This window comes from Actinotignum saccati (genome assembly GCF_051265055.1).
Lineage (GTDB): Bacteria > Actinomycetota > Actinomycetes > Actinomycetales > Actinomycetaceae > Actinotignum.
The window spans coordinates 19,230-38,117 of record NZ_JBOZCC010000004.1; the positions used below are offsets into that span (position 1 = coordinate 19,230).

The window sequence follows — 18,888 nt, forward strand, 5'->3', positions numbered from 1 at the left end:
CCGCGCCAACGAAGCTGCGGCGTCGTACCAGCTAAGCTGCGCCGTCGTACCTATCGCGCCGGATGGACGCGCACCGCATGGTCGTTCGTGAAGGCGCGCAAACCCCAGGCTCCCTCCTCGCGGCCGTAACCGGAACGATTAATCCCACCAAAAGGCCAGGTGGGCGCCGATTCACGGTGCTTATTGATAATGGTCATCCCGGCCGCCAAGCGCGCCGCGAACCGCTGCGCCTTCTCCAGATCCTGGCTCCACACCGAGGACTGCAAACCGTAGGCGGTGCTATTGGCCAGCTCGAGGGCTGCTTCCTCATCCGCCGCCCGGTAGAGCGCCACCACCGGCCCGAATAATTCATTGCGAGCGATATCGTGGTCCGCGGGAATATCGGTGAGCAAGGCCGGGGTCATAAAGGCGCCCGGCCGGTCAATTTTGTGACCTCCGTAATGGCGGTGTGCTCCAGCGGCGACGGCGCTCGCCACCCGCCGCACCACTTCATCACGTGCCGCAATCGAGGACAGCGGCCCCATATCAGTGGCCGGGTCATCATAGGGACCCACCACTATGCTCGCGATCTCCGCGCGGGCCGCCGCGAGGAATTCCTCGAAAACGCTATCCAGCACGATAATGCGCTTATTCGAGGTGCAGACCTGCCCGGCATTGAAAACACGCGTGCGCACCGCCGCGCGGGCCACTGGCGCGATATCGGCGGCGTCCAGCACCACCATGGCATCATTGCCGCCCAGCTCCAGGAGGGAACGTTTCGTGTATTTCCCGGCCAGCCCCGCGACCGAGGATCCCGCCCGCTCCGAGCCGGTCAGGGATACGCCTTTGACGCGCGGGTCCGCGAGGATTTTCTCCGTATCCGCGATATCCAGGTAGATATTCTGGTACACGCCATCCGGCAGGCCGGCCTCGCGCAGCAGCGCCTCGAAAGCAGCCGAGGAGCGCGGGCAGATCTCCGCTTGTTTCATGAGAATGGTATTGCCGACCATGAGTTGGGGCAGCGCGAAGCGGGCGATCTGGGAATAGGGGAAGTTCCAGGGCATGATGCCCAGCAGCACGCCCAGCGGCTGGTGGAGCACGTAGGTGGGGATGCCGTCGCCAGCATCCAGCGCGGTGGGTTCCAGGTAGCGCGGGGCGTTATCCGCGAACCAGTGGGCGTGCTGGCTGACGACGGCGAGCTCAGCGGCGCCATCGCGCAGGGGTTTGCCCATTTCCCGCCCGATAATATCGGCGAGCTCCGCCGAGCGCTCCGTGATGAGCTCCCCGAAGCGGTGCAGGACCGCGGCGCGGGTGGCCATCGGGGTATCGCGCCAGCTGGTGAAGGCATCCCAGGACGCACTGATCACGCCCGGAATCGCAGCGGCGGGCAGGGAGGGAAAGCGTTCTTCCACCTCGCCGGTATTGGGGTTATGCACGCGGTAGTGAGTCATAAGCCTAGCTTACTGTGTTGTGGCCCACTGTGCCGGGCAAACCCGGCTATCATGGGGACATTAGTCCTAAATACGAGAAAGGAGTGGTGAACGTGGGAGATTTCTTCACCGGGGAAAGTGCCCCGGGAATGATTGATTGGGCGTCGATGCCCACCTACAACACCATTATGGCCATCGCGGCCGGAGTGGGCCTGATCTTGGTTGGCCGGCTGCTGGCGCATTTGCGTAGCGCGGTTCCAGCGGGAGTTGCGGGAGCTGGCGATTCCGCGGGCGTAGCTGGCGCTACGGGCGCTGGCGCCGCACATGCCGCAGGCACGGACGCCGATAAGGCCGTGAGTCTGGATGGCTACACGCTGGGCTTCTTCGTGACCGGCCTCATCCAGACGCTCACCGGCCTGCACATGTGCCTCACCTGGCCGCTGGCCGCCGGGGGCTTCCCCTTCGACAACATTATTTTTGGGGAAACCTGCCTCGGCTTCGGCGTGCTCCTACTCGCGGCGAGTTTCATCCTGTGGAAGCGCGGGGATCGCATCCTCGCATCCAGCTCGCCTTTCCGCACGTTCGCGCGGATTGCCCGCCCGGTCTCCATTTTTGCGCTGGCGATGGGCTTGGCGCTGCTGGCGATTATGTGCGCCGGGATGGTCTACCAGTTCTTCGCCGCCCCTCCCCAGGAGCCGATTTCCGGGTCCTTCGCTGCCTACCCCTGGCTCGAGTCGATTGCTCTCTCCGCGGTCTTTGGCCTGGCCGGTGTGGGTGCGATTCTTTTCTTCGCCGCGGTGCGCCCGGATGCCAGCGGGCAGGTGCGCGGCGGCGTGGTGAGCGCCGCCTACTGGTGCCTGGTCATCAGCGGGGTCATCTTCATGCTCTTCGGTGCCATGAACTTCTATACCCATATCGGGCTCGTAGTCAATACCATGTAGCACCGCCACGCCGGCGCGTGGCCCGGTGAAGCTGCGGCCCCCGTGGCCGCAGCGGCGTCGTCGTACCTCCCGTTTTGGTACGACGACGCAGCGCCGTTCCATCATTGCACCACGCAAGCACGCACACAAAAGGGGTAAATAGACAGAAATGGTTGCTAATACTCCGACTTTCCTTTGCTATATCAACGAAAAGTCGGCCTTATTGAGGTCGAGCACCTCAATAAGCTTACTTCCTTGACATGCGTTACGTGACATGCCTTGACGGAAAATTCGTTCCGTCCGGGCTGCCACCCGCCACAGCCACGGGGCGGGCAGAGGTATCAGAGTGCGCATTCTGGGCCGTGTAGGCGCCATAGTGCGCGTTAGAGACACGAAATCTGGTGCAGACGGTGCTCTCCCTCGCACTTTGTCTGCGCACCCGGTTCGTACGGATCCGAACCGGATCCAAGCCAACGACACACCGTCATTAGCAACTATTTTTGTCTATTAACCCCACAAAAGGGCCGCATCCCTTTCGGGACGCGGCCCTTGGCGTCATCCGTAGCGTTTAGAAAGCCGGGGTGTTGAGCCCCAAGCGCCGGAAGTGCTCCCGCGCTTCTTCCACGGCTTGTGGTGACGGCGGTACGACGTCTTCCAGTTGGTAGTCATAGCCAAGTGAATGCCACTTGTCTCGCCCCATCTGGTGGAACGGTAGAACTTCAACGCGGCTCACCGCGTTCTTCCACCGTGCAACGATCTTCGCAACGTTCTCCACGTTCTCCGGATCGTCTGTCAGCCCGGGCACGAGTACGAAACGTACCCAGATTTCCTTGCCCGCGGCAGCCAATCGATCACCAAAATCAATGGTCGGTTGCAGTTCGCGGCCGGTCGTGCGCTTATATACTTCCTCGGATCCCGATTTCACGTCGAGCAACACCATGTCGATGTAATTCATCATTTCGTCGTCGACGTTACGGCCGAGATAACCGGAGGTATCGATACACGTATGGATTCCCATTTCTTTGGCGCCGCGAAGCACGGTCTTGAGGAAGGCGGGTTGCATTAAGCATTCGCCACCCGAGATCGTGATTCCGCCACCCGTCGACTTGAACATGCGACGGTAGCGCTTCCAGCGCCGCAGCAATTCATCGGAATCCACCGGCTGACCGTCCTTCATGATGAAGGTGTCAGGGTTATGACAGTACAGGCACCGCAGGGGGCACCCTGCCATGAAGACTGTCATTCGGGTCCCGGGCCCGTCCACCGCGGTCACAAGTTCCCACGAGTGGACGGAACCGAGGGTTCCCTCGCGCATCTTGCGAAGCCGTTCTTTACGCTCGATGTCGTCAAGGACATCGATGCCTCCCAGACCGGCCCCCTGCAACCGACCGGTCGGCGCTTCGAAATCTTGAAGGCCGACCGGTGCTAGTCGCAACTCAGCAGACAATGGTTATGCCGAGTGATGGAAGGTACGCGACAGAACGTCGAGCTGCTGTTCGCGGGTCAGCTTCACGAAGTTCACGGCGTAGCCGGAAACGCGAACGGTCAGGTTCGGGTACTTCTCGGGGTGATCAATCGCGTCCTCGAGGGTGGAGCGATCCAGCACGTTGATATTGGCGTGGTACAGACCCTGCACCCCACCGTTATCTTCGCGAGCAGCCTTCATCGACTCGAGACGCTCTTCGTAGGTCTTAGCCATTTTTTACCTTCTTTTCTTTGTTGGGGGTTGAATCTTAGAGTTTTAGTCTTCTTCAGCCATGAAGCCGGCATCCATAATTCCGACCAGGTTCTTGACCTGCTCATCCTTATTGCGGCCGAGGCCAGCCGGCGTAATGGTATTCGTCAAGGAAATACCATCGAGGGCATCCTTGTAATCCAGCTTACCAACGGACATCATGGAGGCCACCATACCGTGGGTATCCATGCCGTTCTCCGGGTTCGCGCCCGGGGAGAACGGGGTGCCAGCCTTGTGGCCGGACGGGAAGGAACCCGTGGCCTTGCCGTACACCACGTTGGAGGTAATGGTCAGCACCGACTGGGTCGGGATGGCATCGCGGTACATCGGGATCGCCTTGATCTTCGCCATGATGGTGTGAACCACGGTTGCCGCGATGTCATCAGCGCGGTCATCATCATTACCGTAGATCGGGAAGGTGCCTTCCGTCTTGTAATCGACAACGAGGCCGGTTTCGTCGCGAACCGGGTAGACCTTCGCGTACTTGATCGCGGAAAGCGAGTCCGCCACGATGGACAGGCCGGCAATACCGCAACCCATGGTGCGGATGATCTCCGAATCGTGGAGAGCCATCTCCACCGCTTCGTAAGCGTAGCGATCATGGCAGTAGTGGATGATGTTGAGAGCTTCAACGTAGGTGCCGACCACCCAGTCGAGCATCTCTTCGTACTTCTGCCAGACTTCGTCGAAGTCGAGCGGGCCGTCGCCTTCGAGCGGGGTGAACAGACCCGGTTCAGTCACCTGCTTGCCGGTCATTTCATCGCGGCCGCCGTTAATGGCGTAGAGCAGGGCCTTAGCGGCGTTCACGCGAGCCCCGAAGAACTGCATCTGCTTGCCCACCCGCATCGGGGAAACGCAGCACGCGATGGCGGCGTCGTCGCCCCACTGGTTACGAATCTGTTCGTCAGATTCGTACTGGATGGACGAGGTTTCGATGGAAATGGCCGCGCAGAATTCCTTGTACCCTTCCGGAAGTGCCGGATCCCAGAAAATGGTGATATTCGGTTCCGGAGCCGGACCCAGGTTACGCAGGGTCTGAAGCAGGCGGAAGGAAGTCTTGGTGACGAGGGTACGCCCGTCATCACCGAAGCCGGCATCCGACCAGGTGGCCCAGTAGGGATCACCGGAGAAGATCTGATCGTAATCGATGGTGCGCAGGAAGCGGACGATACGCAGCTTCATGACGAGGTTGTCAATCATTTCCTGCGCGTCGGTTTCCGTAATGGTTCCGGCGGCCAGATCGCGCTCGAAGTAGATATCGAGGAAGGCGGAGAGGCGGCCGATGGACATGGCCGCGCCGTCCTGGCTCTTCACGGAAGCGAGGTAGCCGAAGTACAGCCACTGCACGGCTTCACGCGAGTTCTTCGCCGGGCCGGAAATATCGAAGCCGTAGATTTCACCGAGGGTCTTGAGCTTCTTCAGAGCCTTGATCTGCTCGGCGTGTTCCTCACGGAAACGAGCCCAGTGCTCGGAGAAGGGCTGATCGGCCACGGAATCCTTCATGGCCTGCTTCTCTTCGATGAGCTTATCCACACCGTAGAGGGCCACGCGGCGGTAGTCACCAATAATGCGGCCACGGCCGTAGGCATCCGGAAGACCGGTAATAATATGCGAGGAACGGGCCGCGCGAATACGCGGGGTGTAAATATCGAAGACCGCGTCATTGTGGGTCTTGCGGTAGCGGGTGAAGATCTTCTTGATCTCCGGGTTGACTTCCTTGCCCGCTTCCTTGATGGCGGTTTCCACCATGCGCCAGCCGCCATTGGGCATCATCGCGCGCTTGAGCGGAACATCCGTCTGCAGGCCGACGACGACGTCGTCATCTTCGGAAATGTAGCCGGCGGGGAAAGCGTCAATATCGGCCGGGGTGTCGGTGTCGACGTCGTACACGCGACGGCGGCGCTCCTCGGAGAGGTAATTTTCCTCAAGAGACTCCCACAGCCGGGTGGTCTTCTCCGTCGGGCCGGCCAGGAACGAAGCATCCCCTTCGTAGGGGGTGTAGTTCTTCTGGATGAAGTCACGAACGTCAATAGCTTCATTCCAGGTGCCGGACGTGAAACCCGCCCAGGCTTCCTCTGTTGGGGTATCGGTAGCAGTGCGCTCCATGTGCGTCTAACTCTCCTTGTGTCGTGTCAGTACCCGTTATTATCCAAGCATAAAGCAATTTACAAGCGGAACAGATGTTCCGTAAGAAATTGCCGCACGCTTGCGTCCGCACCGTATCCACACCTTCGCGTGAATCGCTACGGCACCGAGGTAACAAGTCCTGATTCTTTTACCTGTTGTCCGTATCAATCGGTCAGGCACAAGCGACTCTCGATTGTATTGTCCGGCACGGGCGGCGGGCGTATATCACTCGCTGTCCGCGCCTACATTTATCCTAACGCGCTTGCGCGAAAAAACATTCCCAGACACGTGAGATGAGCGGCGCACATTCCCGCGACGCCCCCGGCGGGCGCGCCGACACGCGACTTCACGTCGTTCCCCCTCTCACATGTGTGAGGAATCACTTTTTAACTGCGAGCGTTACTCCCATTCAATTGTTGCCGGCGGCTTGGAGGTGACGTCCAGAACCACGCGATTAACTTCCGCAACGGAGTTCGTAATGCGGTTGGAAATATGGGCGAGCACATCGTAGGGAACCCGAGCCCAATCGGCCGTCATCGCGTCCTCGGAAGAAACCGGGCGCAGCACGATGGGATGCCCGTAGGTGCGGTGGTCACCCTGCACGCCCACGGAATGCACTTCAGCCAGCAGCACCACCGGGCACTGCCAAATTTCGGCGTCCAGCCCGGCCGCGGTGAGTTCTTCACGGGCAATAGCATCGGCTTCGCGCAGGATACGCAGGTTATCTTCGGTGACTTCACCGATCACGCGGATCGCCAGGCCCGGCCCCGGGAAGGGCTGGCGGGCCACGATTTTCTCCGGCACGCCCAGTTCGCGCCCGATAGCACGCACCTCATCCTTGAAGAGGCTGCGCAGGGGTTCGATGAGCTCGAAATTCATATCTTCGGGCAGGCCGCCTACATTGTGGTGGCTCTTAATATTGGAGGCGCCTTCTCCCCCGCCGGATTCCACCACGTCCGGGTAGAGCGTACCCTGCACGAGGAATTTCACATCTTCCCCGCCGCCGAGCTTATCGACCAGCTGGCGCTGCGCGCTTTCGAAGGAGCGGATAAATTCGCGCCCGATAATCTTGCGCTTCGTTTCCGGATCGCGCACGCCGGCCAGCGCGGAAAGGAAACGCTGGGATTCATCAATGGTGAAGATGCGAATGCCGGTGCTTTCCGCGTAATCGCGTTCCACCTGCTCACGTTCGCCGGCGCGCAGCAGCCCGTGATCAATAAAGAAGCAGGTGAGCTGGTCACCAATAGCTTTGTGCACAAGCGCCGCGGCAACGGAGGAATCCACCCCGCCCGAGAGCGCGCAGATCACCTGCGCGGAGCCGACCCGTTCGCGAATCTGAGCCACTTGCTCATCAATAATGGAGGACGGAGTCCAGTTCGGGCTGATTCCCGCGCCTTCGTAGAGGAAGTTTTCCAGGGCGGCCTGGCCACGCTGGGAATGGAGCACTTCCGGGTGCCATTGCACGCCGAAGAGCCGGCGCTTGCGGTCTTCAAAAGCGGCCACCGGGGTTTCATCGGTGGCGGCGGTGACGGTGAAGCCTTCCGGGGCTTCGCTCACGGCATCCCCGTGGCTCATCCACACGATTTGCTTATCTTCCAGACCGGCGAAAAGGCAGGAATCGCCGGCGGTGCGGGCTTCGGTGCGCCCGTATTCGCGGGTTCCAGTGCGCCCCACGCGCCCGCCCAGGGCCTGGGCCATGGCTTGGAAGCCGTAGCAGATACCGAGGATAGGCACCCCGGCCTCAAAAATGTCCTTATCGATTGCGGGCGCGCCTTCCGCGTACACGGATGCCGGGCCGCCGGAAAGAATAATGGCCGCGGGCTTTTTCGCCAGCATATCCGCGGCGGACATGGTGTGCGGAACAATTTCTGAATAAACGTGTGCTTCACGAACGCGCCGCGCAATGAGCTGAGCGTACTGCGCACCAAAATCGACAACAAGAACCGGGGAATTATCGCTGGTATTCACGCTGTTCATTCTAGTGATTAAAACGCGCCGGCGCCTACTGGGAGCCGGCCCGCGCCCGGAAGGTTTCTAGGACCTTCGTCACCGGATAGGAACGACGACGCCCACCCGCCCGCGTGGACCTGAGCTGGGCATGCACATCAGCTCGCAAGATGTGAGATTATTTGAAGGGATATCCCGGCGTGGATACGCCTATTTTTTCAAGGGTCCTCACGGGCCGGAAGGATAAGAAAGTGACCTACAGCGTATATTTCACCGCGGTAGAAGGCAATGCGGGCACCCAGGCGGTGGCCAGCGCCTACGTTGATGTACTCACCTCCACTTACAAGAACGTCGGGGTGTTCCGGGCGTTCACCAACGGAAATATCGAAAATGACTCCGCCTTCCTTCAGCTGCTCGACCAGGTTGGCCGCGGCGAGGATCGCGATATTGCTTGGGGTTCGAGCCGGCAGGCCTACGTGGCTGATGAAGACGAGGCCATGACCCAGCTGGTGAACCGCTACACCGATTACGCCCAGAATTTCGATGCGGTGCTCATCCTGGGCATTCTGGATGGGGATCCCATTAATCCCGGGATGCTTTCGCGTACCGGCCGCACCATCGCCAACCTGGGAACCACCGGCATTGTTGCCGTATCGGCAGCGCAGCGCAGCGCCGCGCAGGTGGAAGTTGTTGCCCAGCTTTCCGCGAAGGAAATCACGGATCGGTACGGCACCCTGAGCGCCCTCATTGTTATTGACGCTGATGAGAGCGTCCCCGCCACCATGCGTGACCTGGGCATTCCTACTATTTATCTACCCGATGGCGAGGCGCGTTCCTTCACCGATAAGGATCGGGCCACCCTCATTGCCGCGATGGAAGAAGAATCCTCGGTTATTACCCCGCTGTCCTTCCAGGCTTCCCTGGCGGCCCGGGCCCGCAAGGCAAAGAAGCGCATTGTCATGCCGGAAGCCGAAGATGATCGCATTCTGCTGGCCACCTCCCAGATTCTTGCCCGCGATATCGCGGATATTACCCTGGTTGGGGAAAAAGATGAGGTCCTCGCTCGCGCCGCTGAGCTCGGGGTGGATGTCTCCGGTGCGGAAATTATTTCGATTGATGATCCGGAGCGCGTGCGCCGCTACGCGGAGAAGTTCGCCGAGTTGCGCGCTAAGAAGGGCGTGACGTACGAGCAGGCCGTGGAAAAGATGAAGGATCCTTCCTACTACGGCACCATGATGGTCTACATGGGCGATGCTGACGGCATGGTTTCGGGTGCGAACCACACCACCGCGAATACCATTGTTCCCTCCTTCCAGACCATCAAGATGAAGCCCGGCACGAAGACGGTTTCCGGTGCCTTCCTCATGCTCATGGATGATCGCGTCTACGTGTACGCCGATTGCGCGGTCAATACCAATCCCACCCCGGAAGAGCTGGCCGGTATCGCCATTGATTCGGCCCGCACCGCCCAGCAATTCGGTATTGAGCCGCGCGTGGCCATGCTTTCCTACTCTTCGGGTACCTCCGGGAAGGGCCCGGATGTGGATGCGGTGCGCGAAGCCACGGAGCTCGCGAAGAGCCTGGCACCCGAGGGCGTGCTCATTGACGGCCCGCTCCAGTATGACGCTTCGGTGGATGCCGCGGCCGCGAAGAAGAAGCTGCCGGATTCCCCGGTGGCCGGCCGCGCCACGGTTTTCGTTTTCCCGAACTTGAATGCCGGCAATATCGGCTACAAGGCTGTGCAGCGTTCTTCGGGCGCGGTGGCCGTGGGCCCGGTGCTCCAGGGCCTGAATAAACCGGTGAATGATCTTTCCCGCGGCGCGCTCGTGGAGGATATCGTCAATACCGTGGCGATTACCGCGATCCAGGCGCAGGAATAACCAGCAGCAACCGGAAATAACCTGCAATTCGCAGGAATCCGCAGGCATGAGCCGGAACAACCCGTATCCGGCATTACACTGAAGTTATAGGGGTGGGCCTCCACCCGGTCACAGACACAAGGAGATCATTTTGTCCGTTCTCGTAATTAATTCCGGCTCCTCCTCGATCAAGTACAAGGTCGTGGACCCCGAATCGGGTGAGGAACTCGCCTCGGGCCTCGTGGAGCAGATCGGTCTGCCCTCCGGCCACGTCAAGCACGAACACGGCGAGGACGTGCGCGAATGGGAAGGCCCCATTCCCAACCACGAAGTCGGTATGGAGAAGGTGCTCGAGTTCTTCGACGCCGCCGGCCCGTCCCTGCATGATGGCTCCATTCGCGCCGTCGGGCATCGCGTGGTCCAGGGTGGTAAGTACTTCGATGGCCCGGCTCTTATTACCGATGCGGTGCGCCAGAAGATCGAAGAGCTCCAGCCGCTCGGCCCGCTGCACAACCCGCCGGCCCTGGAGGGCATCAAGGTGGCGCAGCGCCTGCTGCCAAATGTCCCGCACGTGGCTGTTTTCGATACTGCGTTCTTCCAGAGCCTTCCGGAAGAGGCAGCGCGTTACGGCCTCAACCGCGAGATTGCCGATAAGTATGAGATCCGCCGTTACGGCGCGCACGGTACCTCGCACCAGTATGTTTCTGGCGAGGTAGCGAAGATCCTGGGCCGCGATGATCTCAAGCAGATCGTGCTGCATATCGGTAACGGCGCCTCGGTATCCGCGGTGGATTCGGGCCGCGCGGTGGAGACCTCCATGGGCCTGACCCCGCTGGAGGGCCTCGTTATGGGTGGGCGCACCGGCGATATTGATCCGGCTGCCGTCTTCCACCTGGCTCGCCAGGCGAAGATGTCCATTGATGAGATCGATAAGCTCTTCAACCGCCAGTCCGGTATGGCCGGTCTGACCGGCTCTTCCGATCTGCGCGATGTGCACGCCATGGTGGAGAAGGGTGATGAGAACGCGAAGGAAGCGGTGGATATTTACGTTCATCGCATCGTCAAGTACATCGGCTCCTACACCGCGATTCTTGGCGGCCTGGATGCCCTGACCTTCACCGCCGGTGTGGGTGAGAATGACGATATCATCCGCAAGGAAGTCCTGGACCGCCTGGCTCCCTTCGGTGTCAAGTACGACGCCGAGAAGAACGCCACGCGCTCGAAGAACGCGCGGGAGATCTCCACGGAGGATTCCACGGTGCATGTGCTCGTGGTTCCCACCAATGAGGAGCTAGCTATCGCCCAGCAGGCTATGACGCTCGTCTAAGCACGGCGCCCGTTATTTTCGGGTACGACGACGCAGTTGGGGGGAGTAACCGTTCCGGTTACTCCCCCCCACTTATTTGGCTGTGTGGCAATTTAGGAGTGATTGCTAGCCGAGGCTGGCACCCATATCCGGGGCTGAGGTTGGCGCCCATTCCGGAGCCGGGGCCATTAATTCGCTACCGGTTTTCGGGGGCCGAGGCTGCGACTCGCTTCCGGATGAGGGTAATGAGCTCGGGAAGCACCGTGTAGAGGTCTCCGACGATTCCGTAATCGCAGAATTCGAACATTTCCGCTTCGGGATCATTATTGATCACCACGATGACTCCGGAATCCGTGACTCCCGCGGTGTGATGCGGCTGGCCGGAAATACCGATGGCGATATACAAATCCGGGGCGATAACCGTGCCCGAGAGCCCCACGTAGGAATCACGCGGGAGCCAGGCATCCCCTTCGGCCAGCGGGCGGGTTGCGCCTTCCGCGGCATCGAGCACCTCGGCAAGTTCGTGGAAAAGCCGCAGGTCTTCCTTGGCGGCGAAACCGCGGCCGGCACCGACCACCCGGGTGGCGGTGGCCAAGCGCCGCTCGGACACATCTTCCGATTCGGCTGCCGTGATCCGCGCCGGCGCTATCGCGCCGGCCGGAGCCGCCACCTCAGATACCGGGGTGCTGCCAGCACCCGCCGCATCACCAAAGCCCGAAGCAACACCAGCACCCGCTGCAGCACCAGCACAAGCCGCCGTACCGGGCAGCGAACCGATCACGCCCACGAAGGTCACTCCCGCGCGCGCGTAGGTTTCCAGGGAGATAGCCCCGAAACGCCCACTGACCACGTGCTCGGCGCTGACTTCGCGCACATCGGTGAGGATGGGCCAGCCGCGCCGGCCGGCGATCTCCCCGCCCAGCGCGCGTTCGCTCGGCTCATTAGGAACCAGCACAATATCCCCGGGCTGGGCATCCACGAGCTCCGTGAGCGCCGCGCTCAGGGCCTCGGCCGGCACATCGCTCGGGTGCGTAATAATCTGCACGCTGGTGGCATCCGGGAACGCGGGCAGCTGCACGCTGTCCCCAGCTTCACCCTCGGGAACGAGGGCGATCACATGGACCGCGTCGTAGCGGCGCAGGGCCGGAAGGAAAGGCGAAATAGCAGCGCCGGAGCTAATAATCCACACCGCCTGCTCGGGAACCGAACCGGTGGCGGAAGAAGCTTCCGCGCCCGAAGTACCAGCGGCGTGAGGGGTGGCGTCGTCGCCAGAAATGCCCGTGGAACCGGCGTTCGGCAGTAAACCACGCCGGTCCAAAATGCCGACGAGTTCAGCCACGGCGCCGGGGCCGTCGAGGATTTGGTGGAGGCGGCGCTGGACGGGCGGAACCGCGCGCGCGATGGGGTCGAGGGTGCGCCCTTCCATATCGCCGAGGTCGGCGGCGGTGAGGAGCTGGGCGGGTTTCTTGGCGGCGTCGAGGATATCTTTCATGGCCGGGACTTTGACGGCGGCGGCGTCGGACGTGACCGCGATGACGACCGGGCCGGCCACGCGCACCTCGCGCCGCTGCCCGCCGGTGTGCTGGGTGAGGAGGAGGTCCTCCCCTTCGGTGCGAATGGCGGAAACATCCTGGAAAGAGGGCCAGCCCAGCGCCCCGGCGATCACGCCGGAGACCATTTTCGAGCCTTCGTCGGTGGAACCCGGGCCGGTGATAAGCGCGGTGATGGTGCCGTCGCGCTGCACCACCCGCGCCAGAGCTTCGCCCACCGCGGTGGAATTCCAGCTGGTGGTGGCATCATCACTCACCACGAGCAGGCGATCCGGGCCTTTGGACAGCGCGTTTTTGCGCAGCGCCGGGGTGCCGATGGAGTCGGGGCCCAGGGTGATGCCCACAACCTCGGTGCCCAGGGAGTCGCCGAGTTCCCGCGCTGCCCGCATGGCAACGGCGTCGTCGTCGCTAATGGAGAGGCGCGCGCCGCTCCAATCCACCACACCGGAATCCAGCACGTGCGCTGAACGTGGATCGCCGGCAATTTTGTAGGCAACCGCAATGGTCATAAGTGTCCCCTGACGTAGGCGTTAGGCTTGCACATAATCTTAGCTCTCTCGCGGCGCGGTGGGCTGCGCATCCTCATCGGGCAGGCGCGAGCCGAGCGCTTCGGAGAGCACCTGCGGGGCGGCGGCGCTGCGGCCGGCGAAGAAGAGCGCCACGATAATCATGGCCAGGCCGGTCCAGAGGTTGAGGTTGATGCCCGCGGCTTTGGCCAGGTCCTCCTCGGTCACGAAGAAGAGGCCGTAGCCGGCCAGCATCGTGCCGAAAACCCCGAACATGATGGCGATCCAGGTGCGCAGGTCGAAAAGCGAGAGCCGCCCGAGGCGCGCCTCGGGGAGGTGCGGCGCGGGCGCCGGCGCCGAAGCAGACTCGCCGCTAGCCGCACCCGCATGGCCCGATTGCACGGGCGCCGAAGCTGGCGCGGCGCTCCGCCGCGCTGCGTCGTCGTTCATAGACTCGTATCCCTTCATTTACAGCACCACATTGAGGACCGTGCACACCGCGAGCACCGCGATACCCAACGGCACCGGTTCTTCCCACCAGTGGAGTTTTTCGCCGGTCAGGGCGCGTTCACGGGCTTCGGCCACCCGGGCTTCGTGCAGTTTCGGGGCCGGCCGGGCGCCCTTAATATCCATCTTGACGCGCCCCCACACCAGGCCGTCGAGTTCCTCGATGGGCTTGGGGCGCGTGACCTTCGTAACGAGCACCGACACAATGAAATCAGCAATAAAAGCGACACCCGAAGCCGTGAAGGAAGCCGCCTGGGAAGAATTGAAGTCCAGTAGCCCGTTCGCGTAGCCCAACTGGATAAACCCGGCTCCGGCCGCGCCGGCCACCAGGCCCCACAACCCGGCCTGCGGGCTCATGCGCGCCCAGAACATTCCCATAATGAAGGTGGCGAAAAGCGGGGCGTTGAAAATGGACTGCAACATCTGGGTGTAGTCCTGAATATTGGAGAATTCCGCCGCGATAAAGGCCGCCCCGATGGCGATAAGCACCCCGATAATCGTCAGGCGCCGCCCGATTTTAATGTAGTAGGTGTCCTTGCGGCCCGGGCGCACGTACGTTTCCCAAATATCGTAGGTCACCACGGTATTGAAAGAGGAAACATTCGCCGCCATCCCGGCCATAAAGGCCGCGATCAGCCCGGCTAGCGCCATGCCCAGCAGGCCGTGCGGGAGCACCTCCCCCATAAGCGCCGGGAAGGCTTCGTTATGCGTGATTTCGCCCGTGTGCAGCTGCGGGATAAGAACCGCGGCGATCAGCCCGGGCACAATAATAATGAGCGGCAAGAACATCTTCGGGATCGCCGCAAGAATCGGGGTCAGGCGCGCGGACCGCATATCTTTAGCGGACAGCGCACGCTGCACCTCGGTGAAATTCGTGGTCCAGTACCCGAAGGAATTCACGAAGCCCATCCCCAGCAGCAGCGCGATCCAATTCCCGTACGGGTTCGTGGTGTTCCCGAGTCCGGTTCCGCCCCACACATCCAGGCCGTTCGGGCCGAGCACCTGGGTTTCGTTGAGGGCGCTGACCAGCCCGGCCGGCCCGCCCACCCGCGCCAGCCCGGCGATGGTGAGCGGGGTCAGCACCGCAACGATGAGGAGGAATTGCAGCACCTCGTTGTACATGGTGGCGGTGAGCCCGCCCATGACCGTATACACCAGCACCACGCCAGCCGCGATAATAATCGAGGCCCACAGCGGCACCCCGATGAGCACATTAATGAGGAGCGCCAGGGCGAAAAGATTGATGCCGGCCACCAGGATGGTTGCCACCGAGAAAATCACCGATTGGTAGAGGTGGGTGGGCCGGTCGAAACGCAAACGCAGGTATTCGGGAACCGAACGCACCCGCGAGCCGTAATAGAAGGGCATCATAATGAGCCCGAGGAAAATCATGGCCGGCACCGCGCCGATCCAGTAGTAATGCACCGTGGGCAGGCCGTATTGGGAGCCGGAGGCCGCCATCCCGATGAGTTCTACCGCCCCGATATTCGCGGAGAGGAAAGCCAGCGCGCAGATCCACGCCGGCAGCGAACGCCCGGAGAGGAAAAAATCCTCCGAGGTAGTGACTTTGCGCCGGGTGACCACGCCGATGACGAGGACCAGCACCAGGTAGAGCACCACGAAGCTGTAGTCGAAAGCGCTCGCGTCGAGCCGCAAATCCATGTTTTAGCCCTCAATTTCGGCCAGGGATACCACTCGGTGCTCGCGTTGCGATAACCGGACGGCTTCCGCGATGCGCAGGGAGGCGACGGCGTCGTCCACCGTGGCGGGAATCTCCCCGCGGCCCGCAACCACCTCCAAAAACGCCTCGATTTCACGTTCGTAGCAGGCGGCGAAACGGGCGATGAAATCCACCCAGGCGGACTCCTCCGGATAGGAAACCCCATCCTCGAGGGAGCGCACGGGCAGTTTGCTATCGAAGCCGACCGCGAGGGTCTGCTCGGTGCCGTGCAGCTCCATGCGTACGTCGTAGCCGTGGCCGTTGAAACGCGAGGATTGCGCGGTGGCGAGCACATCGCCTTCCAGGCGCAGCACCGCCGCTGTTTCGCACACATCTCCGAAATCACGGAAATCGGCCAGGCCCAGATCGGTGCCGAACGCCATGACCTCGGTGACTTCGCGCCCGGTGACCCAGCGCAGCATATCGAAATCGTGGATGAGGCAGTCGATGTAAATACCGCCCGAGGCCGCCAGGAATTCGCGGGCAGCCGGGGCCTGATCCATGGTTCCCATGCTCAGGCGGCGCAGCTGGCCCAGGCTTTTTTCGCGCACCGCCGCGCGGGCCCGGGTGTAGGCGGTATCGAAGCGCCGCTGGAAGCCAACCTGGATGCGGGCTCCATGCTTGCGGGCGGCCTCGCGCACTTTCAGGGTCGAAGCCAGCGAGGTGGATACCGGCTTCTCGGTGAACATGGGAATGCCCAGCTCCATGCCGCGCAGCAGCTGTTCGGCGTGCACATCCGTGGGGCTGGTGAGAACGAGGGCGTCCAGGGTGGTGTCCGTGAGGGTGGCTTCCACGCTGGCTTCACTGATGCGGGCGCGAGTTGCAGCCTCACCTTCCAGTTCGGAAACGACGGCGGCACTGCGCTCAGGTTTCGGTTCGGCAATAACAAGTTCATCAACACGGTGGGCGAGAATGCGCGCGTGCATCAACCCGGCGCGGCCCGCTCCCAGTAAACCAATTTTCAACAGGGATTCCTTCCAAACGTGTCATTAGCCTAGATCAATTCCCCCGAGCCGTGCGAGATGTGAGTCACACCTCATAGCACTTGCAGCAGAGTCAGTTCTGTGGTTCATTAGTTATGTAACTAACCAAGGAGGGAAGGCGTGATGGAGTTCAGTTCAGCGGTGCCGATCTATGTGCAGCTGGCCGAGGATCTGCGTCGTCGTATTCTCTCCGGCGAACTCGGGCCCGGAGAAAAGGTCATGTCTACCACCGAATACGCCGCCACCTACCGCATTAATCCCGCCACCGCGAACAAAGCTTTTTCCCTCCTCGTGGAGGAAGGAATCCTGGAAAAGCGCCGCGGGATCGGCATGTTCGTGACCGCGGGCGCACAGGCAGCCCTGCGCGAACGCGGGCGCGCCACCTACCTGAGTGACACCCTCGCCCCGGCACTCGCCGCGGGCCGGGCGCTCGGGCTCAGCCGCGCGGAAATATCCGCACTCGTCTCGACCTATTGGGAGGAGAACCAATGATTAGCATCGAGAACCTGAGTTTCAGCTACCGGCGCGGGGCTCGCGCCCTCGATGATCTCAGCGTGGAGATCGGCCACGACACCATCACCGGCCTTTTCGGCCGCAACGGCTCGGGCAAATCCACGCTCGGGATGCTCATCGCCGGGCTCCTCCCGATTCGGCGCACCCGCGGGCGCGCCGCGGGAAGCATTTTTATTGACGGGCATCCGGTGGATGAAAACCCGGAGGTCATGCCGGGGGTGGCCTATATTCCGGCCCGCGTGGAGGTGATTTCCGGTTCGCCGCTCGCCATGACGATGGATTTGTGGCGCATGGCCCGCCCCACCTGGGATGAGGATTTCGCCCGGGAGCTCTTCGAGCTTTTCGAGCTGGATCCCACCCGCGTAATTGACGGGCTGTCCGTAGGCCAGCGCTCCACATTTTCCGCGATTCTGGGCCTGGCATCGCGCTGCCCCATCACCATTTTCGATGAGGTGCACCTGGGGATGGACGCGGTGATGCGCGAGCTGTTCTACCGGGTTTTGCTCAGCGATTTCGCCGAGCATCCCCGCACCATCATCCTCTCCTCCCACCTGCTCGAGGAGGTGGAGAACCTGGTGGATACCGTGGTGTTCCTGCACCGCGGGAAACTGCTGGAAGCCGGGGACGCCGATGAGGTTCGCGCGCGCCATTCCACGGATAGCCTCGCGTCCCTCACCGATGTTTTAGTTACGACGACGCTCTCCCCCGCCCAGCGCGCCCGTCTGGCACAACCGCTGGGCGCGCAGGCGCCCCGGGCCGGAAGCGCGTTAGCCCGTGCGGCGGCTGCCACCGGGGAAGCTACCCAGGAAGCCACCGCGGAAGCATCCACCCGCACTCAGATTGGAGTCGATCATGATTAAGCTGTATCGCCGCATCAATTCTGCTATTGATCTCACAGCCCGGCGGGTGATTGGATACCGCGGTCTCTTCTCCTATTTCTACCGGAGCTTCTGGTTGCTCACGGTGTGCGCGCTGGTCGTCATGAGCGCCTTGGCCTTGGCTACCAATAATCTCCCGCATATGGCCATTGAAGGAATTGATCATGGCTTCCTTAACTGGATCGTGCTTGCCTGGGTCTGCCTGGGAGTGGGAATGGTTCTGGTAGCTATGCTCTCCACGATTGCCATGCGAGCTCACCTACAAGCAGGGACCACGCGGCGGCAATTCTTCAACGCCCTGGCCCGGGCTGCCATGCGGATGAGCGCTGAATACCTGGTGGTCACCGCAGTACTCCTCCTTATCACGCTGGCCTTTATACCCAGTTCGAATGGCTCCAGGCTTCTCGATGGTGCTACGAACGGTAACGCGATGGAATCGGGCAGCGTGTGGTTCACACTCATTCCCATGTGGCCCGGCCTTCTCGCATTTTTCTTCACTACCGTGCTCCTCACCACCTTCTTCCTGCGCTGGTCGCTGAGCACAGTGCTGCGGGCCGCTGCCGTGGTCATCGCCTTCTTCGCCGGACTCTCCCTGGTGGGCTACCTCCTTGGTATCACCGGGCTGGCCGGATTTATCTACCGGCTCTGGATTCCCCATTGGGAAAGCTTCTACGCCTGGGCCGCCCGCACCGGCACGGATTTCGCGCATTGGGTTGGGCGAGTCGGAGATTCCACCGGTCTCTCGGAATTCTTCACCGCTAATAGGGCCTTTATGGCGATGATTGGTTTCATTCTGATTTTCGGCACCTGCGCGGTGATCGCCTGGGCACTGGCGCGGCGGTCCACCGGGCGCTTGCATCTGCTGCGGCTCTAACTGGGAGCGGGACCGTGCTGCGGGGCGCGCGGTGGCGCGCCCCGCAGCGCCGTC

Annotated in this window: 13 protein-coding genes and 1 pseudogene; 6 read left to right on the forward strand and 8 right to left on the reverse strand. The window is 61.8% G+C overall.

Annotation, left to right across the window (positions count from 1 at the left end; all coding sequences use genetic code 11):
* Positions 1–50: 50 nt before the first annotated feature.
* Positions 51–1,430, reverse strand: a complete 1,380-nt coding sequence (locus ACRQEC_RS04215) for an aldehyde dehydrogenase family protein (protein WP_284889188.1) — start codon at positions 1,428–1,430, stop codon at positions 51–53.
* Between the two features lie 86 nt (positions 1,431–1,516).
* Here ACRQEC_RS04215 and ACRQEC_RS04220 point away from each other — a divergent pair, with 86 nt between their 5' ends.
* Positions 1,517–2,350, forward strand: coding sequence for a DUF981 family protein (locus ACRQEC_RS04220; protein WP_284889189.1), 834 nt, complete (start codon positions 1,517–1,519; stop codon positions 2,348–2,350).
* A 547-nt stretch (positions 2,351–2,897) separates the two neighbouring features.
* On the opposite strand, the gene pflA is transcribed toward ACRQEC_RS04220, so the two are convergent.
* The 3 genes and pseudogenes from pflA to guaA form a co-directional block, all read right to left on the reverse strand.
* Positions 2,898–3,776, reverse strand: a complete 879-nt coding sequence (gene pflA, locus ACRQEC_RS04225) for a pyruvate formate-lyase-activating protein (RefSeq protein ID WP_407707012.1) — start codon at positions 3,774–3,776, stop codon at positions 2,898–2,900.
* Positions 3,777–3,779: 3 nt separating this feature from the next.
* A pseudogene (pflB, locus tag ACRQEC_RS04230) lies at positions 3,780–6,170 on the reverse strand (formate C-acetyltransferase).
* A 420-nt stretch (positions 6,171–6,590) separates the two neighbouring features.
* On the reverse strand, positions 6,591–8,168 hold the full coding sequence (gene guaA, locus ACRQEC_RS04235; protein WP_016443034.1) for a glutamine-hydrolyzing GMP synthase: 1,578 nt from the start codon (positions 8,166–8,168) through the stop codon (positions 6,591–6,593).
* Positions 8,169–8,389: 221 nt separating this feature from the next.
* Here guaA and pta point away from each other — a divergent pair, with 221 nt between their 5' ends.
* Positions 8,390–10,018 carry a phosphate acetyltransferase gene (gene pta / locus ACRQEC_RS04240; RefSeq protein ID WP_284889194.1) on the forward strand — a complete coding sequence of 543 codons (1,629 nt, stop codon included), beginning with the start codon at positions 8,390–8,392 and terminating at the stop codon, positions 10,016–10,018.
* A 130-nt stretch (positions 10,019–10,148) separates the two neighbouring features.
* Complete coding sequence (locus tag ACRQEC_RS04245; RefSeq protein WP_026428236.1) at positions 10,149–11,324, forward strand: acetate/propionate family kinase; 1,176 nt, start codon at positions 10,149–10,151, stop codon at positions 11,322–11,324.
* A 175-nt stretch (positions 11,325–11,499) separates the two neighbouring features.
* Here ACRQEC_RS04245 and ACRQEC_RS04250 read toward each other — a convergent pair whose 3' ends face one another.
* Genes ACRQEC_RS04250 through ACRQEC_RS04265 form a run of 4 tightly spaced genes read right to left on the reverse strand, consistent with a single transcriptional unit; the run spans position 11,500 to position 16,551 of the window.
* Complete coding sequence (locus ACRQEC_RS04250) at positions 11,500–13,362, reverse strand: FAD-binding protein (RefSeq protein ID WP_284889195.1); 1,863 nt, start codon at positions 13,360–13,362, stop codon at positions 11,500–11,502.
* Between the two features lie 39 nt (positions 13,363–13,401).
* Positions 13,402–13,827, reverse strand: coding sequence for a hypothetical protein (locus ACRQEC_RS04255; RefSeq protein WP_284889197.1), 426 nt, complete (start codon positions 13,825–13,827; stop codon positions 13,402–13,404).
* A complete protein-coding gene (locus tag ACRQEC_RS04260) occupies positions 13,828–15,528 on the reverse strand; it encodes a sodium:solute symporter family protein (protein WP_284889198.1) in 1,701 nt (566 codons plus the stop codon). It abuts the gene before it with no gap.
* A 3-nt stretch (positions 15,529–15,531) separates the two neighbouring features.
* Positions 15,532–16,551 (reverse strand): Gfo/Idh/MocA family protein, encoded by a 1,020-nt coding sequence (locus ACRQEC_RS04265; protein ID WP_284889200.1) that lies wholly within the window; start codon positions 16,549–16,551, stop codon positions 15,532–15,534.
* Between the two features lie 141 nt (positions 16,552–16,692).
* On the opposite strand from ACRQEC_RS04265, the gene ACRQEC_RS04270 reads away from it, so the two are divergent.
* From ACRQEC_RS04270 to ACRQEC_RS04280, 3 genes are read left to right on the forward strand one after another with little or no spacing between them, the layout of a single operon-like run.
* Positions 16,693–17,061, forward strand: a complete 369-nt coding sequence (locus tag ACRQEC_RS04270) for a GntR family transcriptional regulator (RefSeq protein ID WP_284889201.1) — start codon at positions 16,693–16,695, stop codon at positions 17,059–17,061.
* Positions 17,058–17,942, forward strand: coding sequence for an ATP-binding cassette domain-containing protein (locus ACRQEC_RS04275; protein ID WP_284889203.1), 885 nt, complete (start codon positions 17,058–17,060; stop codon positions 17,940–17,942). The genes ACRQEC_RS04270 and ACRQEC_RS04275 overlap by 4 nt, the downstream gene beginning before the upstream one ends.
* A complete protein-coding gene (locus ACRQEC_RS04280; protein ID WP_284889204.1) occupies positions 17,935–18,834 on the forward strand; it encodes a hypothetical protein in 900 nt (299 codons plus the stop codon). The genes ACRQEC_RS04275 and ACRQEC_RS04280 overlap by 8 nt, the downstream gene beginning before the upstream one ends.
* The last annotated feature ends 54 nt before the right edge of the window (positions 18,835–18,888 follow it).

Coding starts and splice junctions, on each gene's coding strand:
- ACRQEC_RS04215 (WP_284889188.1), bottom strand. CDS start 1,430: ATGACTCACTACCGCGTGCATAACCCCAATACCGGCGAGGTGGAAGAA.
- guaA (WP_016443034.1), bottom strand. CDS start 8,168: ATGAACAGCGTGAATACCAGCGATAATTCCCCGGTTCTTGTTGTCGAT.
- ACRQEC_RS04250 (WP_284889195.1), bottom strand. CDS start 13,362: ATGACCATTGCGGTTGCCTACAAAATTGCCGGCGATCCACGTTCAGCG.
- ACRQEC_RS04255 (WP_284889197.1), bottom strand. CDS start 13,827: ATGAAGGGATACGAGTCTATGAACGACGACGCAGCGCGGCGGAGCGCC.
- ACRQEC_RS04260 (WP_284889198.1), bottom strand. CDS start 15,528: ATGGATTTGCGGCTCGACGCGAGCGCTTTCGACTACAGCTTCGTGGTG.
- ACRQEC_RS04270 (WP_284889201.1), top strand. CDS start 16,693: ATGGAGTTCAGTTCAGCGGTGCCGATCTATGTGCAGCTGGCCGAGGAT.
- ACRQEC_RS04275 (WP_284889203.1), top strand. CDS start 17,058: ATGATTAGCATCGAGAACCTGAGTTTCAGCTACCGGCGCGGGGCTCGC.
- ACRQEC_RS04280 (WP_284889204.1), top strand. CDS start 17,935: ATGATTAAGCTGTATCGCCGCATCAATTCTGCTATTGATCTCACAGCC.